The following is a 12,583-nucleotide window of genomic DNA, read 5'->3' on the forward strand; positions in this document are numbered from 1 at the left end:
AACACTTTTCATGTCATTTACAGATATACTACTTTTTATATTACTGATTCAGGTTATTCATTTTTTTGGAACCTGGAAATTATATCAAAGTGCAGGAAGAAAGTGGTGGGAAGCAGCCATTCCGGTTTACAACGCCATTATTCTATTTAAAATTATCAACAGACCCTGGTGGTGGGTTTTTCTGGTTTTTATTCCTATCGTCAATTTGATCATGTTCCCGGTGATTTGGGTGGAAACTGCCAGAAGTTTTGGCAAAAACGATACAAAGGACACCATTTTACAGCTTATTACACTTGGGCTTTACACATATTACATCAACTATTTCACTACACATGAATACATTGAAGAAAGAAGCTTAAAAGCTAAATCGAAATCTGGAGATTTTGTGAGTTCAATTTTATTTGCGGTTGTTGCGGCTACTATTGTGCACACCTATATTATGCAGCCCTTCACGATACCAACTTCATCTCTGGAAAAGACATTGCTGGTTGGTGATTTTCTTTTCGTCAGTAAATTTCATTATGGTGCGAGATTACCACAAACAGCAATTTCGTTTCCAATGGTTCATGATACTATTCCATTGGCAGGAGTAAAATCCTACACCAACACCCCTCAACTACCATATTTAAGATTCCCTGGATTTCAAAAGGTTCAGCGTAACGATATTGTTGTTTTCAACTGGCCTGTAGATACTGTTAGGATGTTCAGAGACCGTTCTGGCAAACATTACGACAAGCCTGTCGATAAGAAGTCAAACTACGTCAAACGAGCCGTTGGGGTTGCAGGAGATTCATTAGAAATTATTGATGGTAAGATTTATGTCAACAACTCTCCTCTTCAGCTTCCAGATAGAGCTAAACCTCAATATTCTTATTTAGTTCAGGGGAAAGGACAAGGTTTCAACATGCGAAGTTTAGTTGAAATATACGGGATTACAGATGGATTACAATGGGTAAACAGAGAGCGAAACTTATATCAAGTCAATGCTATTACTGAAGAAAACCTTGCTAAATTTGAAAATCATCCCAATGTAAAATCAGTTCAGCGAATTATTTCACCAGAAGGTGAAGCTGATCCTGGCATCTTTCCTAATAATGGAAAAGTCAACTGGAATAGAGACAACTTTGGTCCCATTTATATCCCCAAAGCTGGGCAAACTGTTCAGCTTGACCTAAAATCGTTTTCTCTATACCGCAGAATTATCGAAGTCTATGAAGGCTCTGAAATGGGATTTAATAACAAGCTCGAAGTAAAAGGCTCTCAAGTCTATCTTAATGGAGAAGCTGTCAATGAATATACCTTTAAACAAGATTACTATTGGATGATGGGAGATAACCGTCATAATAGTGAAGATAGCCGCTACTGGGGTTATGTACCACAGAATCATGTTGTTGGAAAACCAGTGTTTATCTGGATGAGTTTGGACGGAAATGCTAGTGGTCTTATAGAGAAAGTAAGATGGGAAAGGTTATTTACCACCGTTGGTGGTGAAGGTAAACCTACCTCCTATCTTGTCTATTTTTTGATAGGAGTAGTTCTTATCATTGGTTATAATTATTTCATCAAAAAGAAAAAATAGACAGTGAAACCCCTTCTTGTAAATCCCAGCTATTTTGGACCTGTTGATCTGTATGCTTTTATTGCACAGGCAGATGACTTTGTATTCGAGAAGCAAGACAATTACCAAAAGCAAACTTACCGCACACGACAGTACATCTATGGTGCTAATGGTAAACTTTTACTCAATGTTCCCATTAAGCATAGAGAAAAGAAAACCGATAAACACCAAAAGTATAAAGAGATACGTATAGAAAATGCCTTCAAATGGCAGCGTTTGCATTGGAAATCTTTAGAAGCCGCTTATAGAACATCACCTTATTTTGAATTTTACGAAGATGAATTTGTTCATCTTTTTGAAAATAAGGCCACCTTTCTGATGGATTTCAACCTGAAGTGTATGGAAGTTGTTTTCGAATGTCTAGGAATGGACATCGATTTTAAATTCACTGAAAAGTTTGAATTATCAACCGAGGTTTATAATGACCAGAGAAATTTAACTCAATCTAAAAGGAAACAAAAAGCGGAATTTGAAGAATACATTCAGGTGTTTCAATCTAAATACGGCTTTATTCCAAATCTTAGTATTCTTGATCTTTTATTCAATAAAGGTCCTGCTACTTCCAATTATCTGGAGTCACAAAAGCTTTTGTTTTAAAGCTTGAAACCTGCCATTATAGGATAATGGTCTGAAAGTTTTAAATCGTAATTCTTAAAGTTGACATTTTCAAGATTTTTCTCGTAAAAAATAGCATCTATCCTAAGTGGTAGGAAATCGAAATCAAAAGTCTTTCCTAAGCCCTGTCCGGATTCAACAAATGCATCTTTAAGGTTATGATCCAAAAGCTTGTTGGCGACAAAAGAAAATGGAGTGTTATTCATATCCATGCAAACTATTTTAGGAAAACTTGTGGACTCAAAGTTGTCGGTGAGCATTTTAGCCTGTTCTTGCTGTTTAACAAAAGATTTTCCAACTCTGCTGATGAGTTGTTGATGATTTTCCTTTTGAAGGACATTTACATCAGGAATGATTTTTAGTGATTCCAGATGAACTGCATAAACTCTAAAGGTATCTTTTTGTACTATTACATCTGCATATATGGCATTATTATGCGTATTTGGAAAATCAATAGTTCCTTTATTTATGATTCTATGTTTACTAAAGATTGCAATCCCAATCTTTGAGGATTTAGTTTTGAATTTTTCAAATGAATACGGATATTCCTTTAGTTCGAATTCGTCTACCTTTAAATAATCTTGAAAGGATACAATATCTGGAGATTCAGTAGAAACAAATTTTGAAATCTTCTCAGCTACTCGTTCTTCATCTATCCAATTATATTCATTGAATAAACGTACATTATAACTCATCACATTGAATGTATTTTCAATATCTGAATCTGAATTATTATTAAATACAAAGATTTTACTTACATAAGAAAAACCAGAAAGCACAAGTAATGTTGACAACAAAAAATGAAGTTTAAGTCTTAAAATCCAGTAAACAGCAAATACTAGGTTGATGAGCATGAAAACAGGCAGTCCCAAATTCAGAATAGAAAGAAAAGCAGAAAATTTTGGGGGAACGTAAGGCAGAATATAGGCAACAAGTAAACAAGCTCCAAAAAAAATATTGAATGTAAAAATTATCTTTTGGAAAAAATTGAGCTTAGTTTTCATGACAATTACATGTCTTTTCCTGCTTTAAAAAGAAAATCCTTCTCTTCCTTGGAAAGACTATCATAACCGCTTTTACTGATTTTATCTAAAATCTGATCTATCTTTTTCTGCTTATCCGTTCTGCTAGTAGGTGAACTTTGTTTCTTACTGGTATTTTTATGAACGGTTTTCATATTGCTTTTCCTGGATTTTGGTTGAAAAAAATCAGCAAACCAATCTGTAAATGTTTGTAACCATGAACCAATGTCATTTCCTTTATTAAGTTGAGTAATGTAGAAATATCCAATAGCGGAACCCCCGAGGTGAGCCAGGTGTCCTCCAGGGTTCGACAATGGGATCTGAATCACATCCAAAACAACTAAGAAAGATGCAATCCACCAAAGTTTAATATTTCCTAAGAAAAATAATCTTACCTGAAGGTTTGGAGCTTGAGTTGCTGTAGCTACCAATATAGCCATGACCGAAGCTGAAGCACCGATTAAATAGGATCTGCCTGTACTACTAAAAGCAGGTAAAAGGTTATAGCTCAATGTATATATGAGTGCGCCAAAAATAGCACCTAGAAAATATAAATTCAGCATTCGTTTTCCAGAGAAATAAGTCAGGAAAAACTTACCCGAAAAGTATAGAATCAACATATTGGATAAAATATGAAAGATCCCAGAATGCATAAATGCGTAGGTTATAATTGTCCATGGCTTGTATGCATATTCAATAAGACTCTTTGGAAAAACAAGCCATTCCACAAAAAAGCCAGTTGGAATTTGAAATAAAAACCCTATAGTTTGAATTACAAATATGACTAAAAACAAAGCGACATTTACACCAATCAGTTTTTCAAGGGTATCTGCTGTATTGTATTTGTAAGTTAATTTTTGTTTCCAGTCCATATCAGTTCCATCTATTTTCTTCAAATGAGTTTTTTTTCCAATAATACATGGTAATAAATCCTATAACAGCTCCACCAATATGAGCCCAGTATGCTGTATTGGAAGGTCCAAGCAAAGTTACGCCAGTTACAGCAGAAAAAAGATTCATTAAAAAGTAACCACCAATTAAATATTTAGCTTTTATAGGAATAGGAATAAAGATAATGAAAAGAGGAAGGTTTGGATAAACAACTGCAAAGGCAGCCAGAATTCCGAAAATAGCCCCAGAAGCGCCTACCATAGGTGTAAGGTAGTTGCTAAAAAGCTGATTACTCACATCTTTGGGAATTGAAGAATAAACTCTATATTCTCCTGTTTTGCGAACACTCTCAAACATGTCTGAAATTTCCTGAGGACTCACTCCAGCATCAATGTAAGTCTGATAGGCATTATTATAACCTATGTAACTGAATAAAATTTGTAATCCAGCAGCACCTAAACCAGCAGACAAGTAGATAAATAAAAATTTATTCTGCCCAAGATATTGTTCCAATAAACTTCCAAACATATACAAAGCAAACATATTGAACAAGATATGAGAAAAACTCCCATGCATGAACATATGAGTTATGATTTGCCAAATCCCAAAATTTGGATTTTCAGGAAACCAAAGCGCAAAGATTTTATAGGCATAATCTCCAAGATATCCTGCGCCAAAGAAGAAGATAATGTTAGCAATTAATAAGACTTTTACCGTTTCGGTGATTCTTCCCATTTACATAAATTTTTTGTCGAAGTCTGATGCAGATTGTTTCACGAAAACTAAGCGATTTAGCGGAGTTAACATTGGCTCTTTGCAAGAAAATAACAGATTTACAAGTTCTGTTTGCTCTTCCTTTTGCAAAACAGTTCCATTCTTTATAGCCATGCTTTGAGCTAAAGATTTTGCAAGTCTATCCGTTTGGTCAAAGCCAGAATCAGGGATATTATTTTCAAAATCGGATAAAAGTTGGTCCAGCAAAATTGAAGTTTCACTTTCTGGCAACCTGTTGGGGATCCCATTAATTCTGACAAAATCTTTTCCAAATTCTGAAATTGAAAATCCAGCATTGATCAAAGATTCCTTTAAGATTTTAAAAACTCGCATTTCATTGACATCCAGCTGCAGTTTCAGTGGAAACAAAAGTTGTTGACTTAAAGCGGGTTGGGCAGTTATATTTTTCAGTAATTCTTCATATAGTATTCTGAAATGTGCCCGATGCTGGTCTATGATGAGCATTTCAGATTTTGTAGAAGTAATAATGTATTTTTTTTGAAGTTGAAAAGTCCCGGAGGACTGATAAACTTGTGTTTGTCCTTGAAAGAGTGATGGCTTAACCTGTTCACTTTCAACTTCAATATTCATTAAATCCTCGCTACTATCGTTCGTTTCTGTATATAATGATTCCCAATTTTGGGTAGATTTTGATTTATATGAACTTGAACCCATTTTTGAATTACTGATTTTTTTTTCAGATTCGAAGGGGTTGAAATTTCTATCAACGTCTATTGAAGGTATTTTGGCACCAGTCTTATGCTGAACATAATCTGTATCCATACTGGAATCCTTATTGAAATCTAGAACTGGAGATACATTAAACTGACCTAAACTATGTTTAACACTACTTCGTAAAATGGAATATATAGCATGTTCATTGTCAAACTTTACCTCTGTTTTGGTGGGATGAATGTTGATGTCTATTGACTTAGGATCCACTTGTAGATATAAAAAATAAGAAGGGTAAGCTTTGTCTTTTAATAAACCTTCAAATGCACTTGAAACTGCATGGTGCAGGTATGGGTGTTTTATAAATCTATCATTGACAAAGAAAAACTGTTCTCCACGGGATTTTTTAGCAAATTCTGGTTTTCCTACAAAGCCTGTCAATTTTATCAAATCGGTTTCTTCCTTAACAGGAACTAATTTCTCATTGGTTTTTGCTCCCATGACGCCAACAATACGCTGTCTATGATTTGCTACAGGAAGATTAAAAAGCTCACTCCCATTATGAATAAGTTTAAAAGCAATAGACGGATGAACTAGTGCCACTCTCTGGAATTCATCAATTACATGCTTTTGCTCTACCGTTGTTGACTTAAGAAAGTTGCGTCTGGCAGGTATATTGAAAAATAAATTTTTGACAGATAATGAGGTTCCTACAGGAGTAACACAAGGTTCTTGTTTCACAACAGTGCTACCTTCAATAATAAGATGGGAACCTAAATCTTCATTTTCAGTTTTGGTCTTCATCTCCACATGAGAGACAGCAGCTATAGAAGCCAAAGCCTCTCCTCTAAATCCTTTGGTGTGTAATCTAAAAAGGTCTTCAGCAGAATTAATTTTGGAAGTTGCATGACGCTCAAAAGATAATCTAGCATCTGTATCGCCCATACCAGTACCGTTATCAATCACTTGTATCAAGGTTTTACCTCCTTCCTTTACAATTAAGGTGACAGACGAAGCTTTAGCATCAACTGCATTCTCTAAAAGCTCTTTCACAACTGAAGCAGGTCTCTGGACTACTTCACCAGCAGCGATTTGGTTGGCAACATGATCGGGTAGTAAGTGAATGATACTGTGCATTGACTATTTTGAAGAAAATATAGATAGATCAAAATCAATGATCCATAAAAAGATAAGGCTTAAAATTGATATGATTACAATTATAGTTTTATTGACCCCTCGGTTATTTCTGTTTCTTGAATTTTCTCGTGCCTCTGCCCAATGGGAACCAAAATCTATACTGTTTTTTGCATCTTTATACTTGGCAAATTTGGAATCAAAACTATAAGGATTTCCAGTATCTTTCCCTTTATAATAGCGAGGCGTATAATTATACCTGGAATTCTTTCTTAATTTAAGCGACTTAAGTTTAAACATAATTTTTGATGAGAATTCAAAATTAAAGAATTTCCATCAATTCTTGTGACTTAAACCTTTTTTAAAGCAAGTGAATTTCCTGGATAAAAATTAATTCGATTTATAGAATTTGGCATCTTTACGAAGTTGTGCCATCTTAACAGCAGCAATAGCAGCCTCAGCTCCTTTATTTCCGTGAATTCCTCCTGAACGAGCAATGGATTGTTCTTTTGTATTGTCTGTCAACACACAAAATATAACTGGTATATCACTTTTAAGATTCAATTCCATAATACCTTGTGTTAATCCTTGGCAAACAAAATCAAAATGTTTGGTTTCGCCTTGAATCACATTTCCAATGGCTACGATTGCATCTAACATATCAAAGCTTTCCTGCATTTTTTTACATCCATAAGGAAGTTCGAAGCTACCTGGAACATTCCATCTTACAATGTTTTCTTTGATGGCTCCAACGTCAATTAATGCATCGAATGCTCCCTGAAAAAGATTTCCTGTAATGTCAGGATTCCACTCCGATACCACAAAGCCAATTTTCATATCTTTGGCATTCGGAAGATTTTCCTTATCGTAGACTGAAAGATTTTTTTCTGATGTAGCCATGCTTAAAGAACTTCAGCCTGGCCAAGATAAACATCCGCATCTTTAGCTTCTGCAGAATTTGGAAATTCATCTTTAATTCTATTCAAATGTTTCTGAGCTGTTTCGCCATCACCTAGACTAATCGCTGTAATAGCAGCTTTAAGCAAAAACTTAGGAGTAGTGAATTCATTTTTCTTAAGCTTAGCAGCATTTTCAAAATAATCTAAAGCCTCTTTTGGCTGATCGAGCTGCAAAAATGCATCCCCTATAGAGCCTTTGGCTAATGGCGTTAAGATCTCGTCATCAACATTAAATTTATCTAGATAGTCAATTGCTTCCTGATAGTTTCCTAAATTTAAATGTGAAATACCTGCATAATAGTTGGCTAATTGTCCAGCTTTAGTACCATTATAGTTAGAAGCGATGTCTTCAAAACCGAATTTACCATTTCCACCTTGCAAAGATCTTGTAAACAATGAATCTTGTTGAGCACCTGAGGCTTCTATTGCGGAATCAAAAAACTGCTGAGCTTGATTCATCTCATTTGCAGCTTCCACTTCATTAGGCTCCTGAATAAATTTCTGATAACCTAAGAAGGCCAAAATCACTACGGCTATAGCTATTATAACACCAAAAATTGGTTTTTGATATTTAGAAAGAAATTGCTCTGTCGAAGTAGCGCCTTCATCTAACGTACTAAATACTTCAGCCGTTGTTGACTCGCTTTCAATCTTTTCTTCGCGTTCAGCTTTATTGTTTGGTTTATTACCTCTCTTCTTGTATGATGCCATAATAGTGTTTTGTTCTAGTGGGCAAAAATATAATTTTATTCCATATACAATACACTATTTATTTGATATTTTTACATTTCAACTTTTATTAAATTCAGTAGTAAAATCAAGGTTTTACAGGAGAAGTAAATTGAAGTACCCAAATGATATTAAAAAAACTGTCACTTATAAATTATAAGAATTTTGAGCAACTGTCTTTGGAATTCGATTCAAAAATAAATTGTTTTGTCGGTAAAAATGGAATTGGCAAAACCAATATCATAGATGCGATCTATCACCTAGCTTTCGGGAAGAGTTATTTCAATCCTATTACTAGTCAAAACATAACACACGGTGAAGAGTTCTTTATGCTGGAAGGGGACTTTATAAATGGTGAGAAATCTGAAAAAATAATTGCCTCCTTCAAAAAAGGTCAACGTAAATTGATGAAGAGAAATGGTAAGGAGTACGAAAAAATTAGTGATCATATTGGAACCATTCCTTTGGTCATCATCTCCCCTACAGACCGTGACTTAATTCTTGAAGGGAGTGATACCCGAAGAAAATTTATGGATGGCGTTATTTCCCAGGGAGATAAATTGTATCTGAATACACTTTTGAAATACAATAAAGTACTTTCTCAACGCAATGCACTTCTAAAGTATTTTGCTGCAAATCGAACTTATGATGAAACCAGTCTTGAAGTTTATGATGACCAGATCATTGAGCTTGGAAAAGTGATTAATGAAAAACGTGAAGAGTTCATTGAGGAATTTAAACCTATTCTCCAGAAAAGATATCAGGAAATAAGCAACTCCAGAGAAAATATAAGCTTAACTTATAAAAGCCAGTTTAATGACGAGGAGTCCTTTGAAGACATCTTGAAATCTGGCTTAAAAACAGATTTACAGCGCCAGTTTTCAAATTTCGGCACACATAAAGATGATCTGATTTTCAAAATAAAATCACATTCAGTTAAAAAATACGGTTCTCAAGGTCAGCAAAAATCCTATCTGATTGCTTTAAAATTTGCTCAGTACGATTTTTTGAAATCTCATTACGGCGTTAAACCCATTTTGCTATTGGATGATATATTTGATAAACTTGATGAAGATCGTGTATCGCAAATCGTAAAAATGGTGACCGACGATGAGCTCGGACAGATGTGTATAAGTGACACTCATCCAGACCGAACGGAAGAAGTTGTAAAGAAAAATGCGACACATTACAAAATGATAAATTTAGAAGATGAAATTTAATTTTTTACTAGTTGGCTTTTTATTTTTAGCATCCTGTAACTCCAAACCAAACTACAAAGATGTGGAAAAACTCAATGGGTTTTGGGAAATAGAAAAAGCTGAAACACCTTATGGTGATAAATCATACACTATGAATCAAATGGTTGATTATTTTCAAGTTGAAGATTCCACAGGGTTTAGAAAAAAAATGCAACCTAGCTTGTTAGGAAATTATCAGTCTTCAAAAAACAGAGAGTACTTCAAAATCAAAAATTATGAAGACAGTCTAGTGCTCATTTACACCAATGAATACGATACGTGGACGGAAACATTAATGAGTATAGATGAAGATCAATTTGTGGTAAAAAACAAGCAAAATTTTATTTACACCTACAAGAGACATAACCCTGATAATATAGATATAGATGAAAAATAAAAGAGCGAATGAAGAGCAGTCCATGAAGGACCTTGTAGAGATGTTTAAGAATAAACACCGACTCAATCCTGGATTAGACAAGGTTGATGTTGAAAATGCATGGATGACACAGTTGGGGCCTGCTATTAAAAATTATACTGACGAAATCAAATTCAGAAATACTGTGCTCACCGTTCACTTGTCATCTTCAACCCTGAGAGAAGAATTGAGTTATGGTAGGGAGAGAATTATAAAAACGCTCAATGAAAGTTTGGGTAAAGAGCTTATTTCAAAACTAATTTTAAGATAATGAATATGAAAATTGAGAAAGTTACTTTTAAAAATAAAAATGGAGATCAACTTGTAGGTAGATTGCAGCTTCCAAAGTCTCAACATCCTAAAGCTTATGCAATTTTCGCTCATTGCTTTACTTGCGGAAAAAACCTGAAAGTCGTAAGAGAAATTTCATCTGCTATTGCAGAACTAGGAATTGCAGTTTTAAGATTTGATTTTACTGGGCTAGGACAAAGTGATGGAGAATTTGAAGACACAAATTTTTCTCATGACGTTGAAGATTTAATACAAGCCTCAAAATTTCTGGAGAAGAAATATGAAGCACCAAGTTTGATCATAGGACATTCATTAGGCGGAACAGCCTCTCTTTTTGCAGCAGAGAAACTTGATAATATTAAAGCAATTGTTACAATTGCAAGTCCATCACAACCGTCTCATGTTCAAAATTTAATTCAAAAGAACTCAAATTCTAATGGGGAAAATGGAGATGTTAAGGTCAGTCTTGGAGGAAAAGACTTTACTATAAAGAAGCACTTTTTGGAGGATATCAATTCTAAAGACACAAAGTCACTTCTGAAAAACTTGAATATTCCCTTCTTAATAATGCATTCTCCAGAAGACAAAATTGTCGTTGCAGATAATGCCGAGGAACTTTACAATTGGGCTAATCATCCTAAGAGCTTTATAAGTTTAAATGAAGCCGATCATCTTTTAAATGAAAATATCGATGCCTCTTACATAGGAAATCTGATAGGCCATTGGGCTACAAACTACCTTGATATTTCAATAAATAAGAACCTTGCCATGGCCTCAGATAGCCAATCTGCTGCAATTCTGAAAAATGAAGATAAATTTACAACACACCTAAAAGTTGGAGATTTTGCATTTTTAGGCGATGAGCCTGAAGACAAAGGAGGTGATGATTTAGGTCCTGCACCTTATGATTTTCTTACTGCAGGCTTAGCAGAATGTACTGCCATGACACTTCATGTTTATGCAAGACACAAGGAATGGGATCTTGAAGAAGTTCGTGTACACGTGAATCATGAAAAAAGAAAAGTTAAGAATGATGAAGGTAAAACCATAAAAAAGGATTTTTTTATTAAAAAAATAGAAATAATTGGCAACCTAGATCAGTCTCAAATTGAACGCTTAGTAGAAATTGGTGACAGGTGTCCAGTACACAGAACCCTTCATTCTGATATTGAAATCACTTCAGAACTTTTAAACCAAAAGTAATGTTAAGGCAATTTCCATAGTTGAATAAAGCCAGTATTTACACTACATTTACAAATAAATATTAAATAAATACTTATGAAAAAAATAGGATTATTAACCTTTGCACTTAGTTTATTTCTAGCGATAGGATGTAATGATGCAAAGAAAAAAGATAGTGAAAAAGATAATAACGAAGCCGTTGGTGTAACTGATACCATCATTACCATCACTCCATTGATGGAAGAGTCACCAAAATATTCTGATGCAACTTTAACACATCCGGGCGGACAAGTTATAGAAGTACCTGCGGGCTCGGTAGATTTTAATTTTACAGTTGAAAATTATGAACTTGGGATACAAACTTCGAATGCTGGAAAGAATGGTTTAGCAAATTCTGCTAAAGGTCAACATATACATTACATATTAGACAATGATCCATATTCGGCGCATTATGAAAGTGAATTCAGTAAAGAAATCTCTGAAGGAGAGCACGTGTTACTTGCATTTCTTTCAAGATCTTACCATGAAGCTGTAAAAAATCCAAACTCATTTGTAGTTAAAAAGATTGTAGCAGGCAATCCGTCTGAAGATCAAAAAATGGATGTTGATTTTTCAGCAGAACATTTATTCTACAGTCGACCAAAAGGAACCTATAAAGGAAAAGATACAGAAAAGGTTCTTTTAGATTTCTTTTTAGTTGGAACTGAAATAAGTGAAGAAGGAAACAAAGTAAAAGTGAGTGTAAATGGCGGTGATGACTATTTAATAACAGAATGGATTCCTCATGTCATTGAAGACATGCCTATGGGCGAAAATGAGATCCAACTTACACTGGTTGATAAAAATTTAAAACCAATACCAGGACCTTTTAACTCGGTAACTAGAACTGTAACTTTGGAAGAATAACTTATTTTTTTGTCTCGTCCTAAATAACCGATACAGATTATTAGACATTAAATTTATAATTTAAACCTTAACGATGCTAGCATCGTTAAGGTTTTTTGATTTATACGATTTTCTTTTGAGTTTGTTTTGCTTGTGCA

At 34.4% G+C, this 12,583-nt stretch carries 14 protein-coding genes; 7 read left to right on the forward strand and 7 right to left on the reverse strand.

Features of this window, described 5'->3' with window-relative positions:
• Positions 1-10 precede the first annotated feature (10 nt).
• Together lepB and LB452_RS07595 are read left to right on the forward strand one after the other, a co-directional pair.
• Complete coding sequence (gene lepB, locus LB452_RS07590; RefSeq protein WP_224461132.1) at positions 11-1,579, forward strand: signal peptidase I; 1,569 nt, start codon at positions 11-13, stop codon at positions 1,577-1,579.
• 3 nt (positions 1,580-1,582) lie between these two features.
• Positions 1,583-2,215, forward strand: a complete 633-nt coding sequence (locus LB452_RS07595) for a WbqC family protein (RefSeq protein WP_224461133.1) — start codon at positions 1,583-1,585, stop codon at positions 2,213-2,215.
• Here the strand turns inward: LB452_RS07595 and LB452_RS07600 are convergent.
• From LB452_RS07600 to LB452_RS07630, 7 genes are all read right to left on the reverse strand, one after another.
• On the reverse strand, positions 2,212-3,237 hold the full coding sequence (locus LB452_RS07600) for an endonuclease/exonuclease/phosphatase family protein (RefSeq protein WP_224461134.1): 1,026 nt from the start codon (positions 3,235-3,237) through the stop codon (positions 2,212-2,214). The two genes, LB452_RS07595 and LB452_RS07600, sit on opposite strands and share 4 nt — an antisense overlap.
• A 5-nt stretch (positions 3,238-3,242) precedes the next feature.
• The gene (locus LB452_RS07605; protein WP_224461148.1) at positions 3,243-4,127 is read right to left on the reverse strand and encodes a rhomboid family intramembrane serine protease; all 885 of its coding nucleotides are present in this window, start codon (positions 4,125-4,127) and stop codon (positions 3,243-3,245) included.
• Between the two features lies 1 nt (position 4,128).
• A complete protein-coding gene (locus LB452_RS07610; RefSeq protein WP_224461135.1) occupies positions 4,129-4,881 on the reverse strand; it encodes a rhomboid family intramembrane serine protease in 753 nt (250 codons plus the stop codon).
• Positions 4,882-6,729, reverse strand: coding sequence for a DNA mismatch repair endonuclease MutL (gene mutL / locus LB452_RS07615; RefSeq protein ID WP_224461136.1), 1,848 nt, complete (start codon positions 6,727-6,729; stop codon positions 4,882-4,884).
• Between the two features lie 3 nt (positions 6,730-6,732).
• Entirely contained in the window at positions 6,733-7,026 is a 294-nt protein-coding gene (locus LB452_RS07620; RefSeq protein ID WP_224461137.1) for a hypothetical protein, read from the reverse strand.
• 90 nt (positions 7,027-7,116) lie between these two features.
• Positions 7,117-7,626: a 6,7-dimethyl-8-ribityllumazine synthase gene (ribH, locus tag LB452_RS07625; RefSeq protein ID WP_224461138.1), complete on the reverse strand. Its 510-nt coding sequence runs from the start codon at positions 7,624-7,626 to the stop codon at positions 7,117-7,119.
• A 2-nt stretch (positions 7,627-7,628) separates the two neighbouring features.
• Complete coding sequence (locus tag LB452_RS07630) at positions 7,629-8,396, reverse strand: tetratricopeptide repeat protein (RefSeq protein ID WP_224461139.1); 768 nt, start codon at positions 8,394-8,396, stop codon at positions 7,629-7,631.
• 143 nt (positions 8,397-8,539) lie between these two features.
• On the opposite strand from LB452_RS07630, the gene recF reads away from it, so the two are divergent.
• From recF to LB452_RS07655, 5 genes are all read left to right on the forward strand, one after another.
• On the forward strand, positions 8,540-9,634 hold the full coding sequence (gene recF / locus LB452_RS07635) for a DNA replication/repair protein RecF (RefSeq protein ID WP_224461140.1): 1,095 nt from the start codon (positions 8,540-8,542) through the stop codon (positions 9,632-9,634).
• Positions 9,624-10,049, forward strand: coding sequence for a hypothetical protein (locus LB452_RS07640; RefSeq protein ID WP_224461141.1), 426 nt, complete (start codon positions 9,624-9,626; stop codon positions 10,047-10,049). The genes recF and LB452_RS07640 overlap by 11 nt, the downstream gene beginning before the upstream one ends.
• A complete protein-coding gene (locus tag LB452_RS07645; RefSeq protein WP_224461142.1) occupies positions 10,039-10,338 on the forward strand; it encodes a DUF721 domain-containing protein in 300 nt (99 codons plus the stop codon). Before LB452_RS07640 ends, LB452_RS07645 begins: the two co-directional genes overlap by 11 nt.
• 5 nt (positions 10,339-10,343) lie before the next feature.
• On the forward strand, positions 10,344-11,561 hold the full coding sequence (locus LB452_RS07650) for a bifunctional alpha/beta hydrolase/OsmC family protein (protein WP_224461143.1): 1,218 nt from the start codon (positions 10,344-10,346) through the stop codon (positions 11,559-11,561).
• A 75-nt stretch (positions 11,562-11,636) separates the two neighbouring features.
• Positions 11,637-12,446 (forward strand): hypothetical protein, encoded by an 810-nt coding sequence (locus LB452_RS07655; protein ID WP_224461144.1) that lies wholly within the window; start codon positions 11,637-11,639, stop codon positions 12,444-12,446.
• Positions 12,447-12,583 lie beyond the last annotated feature (137 nt).

It is taken from the genome of Psychroflexus longus (assembly GCF_020164595.1).
In the GTDB taxonomy this organism is placed as follows: domain Bacteria; phylum Bacteroidota; class Bacteroidia; order Flavobacteriales; family Flavobacteriaceae; genus Psychroflexus; species Psychroflexus longus.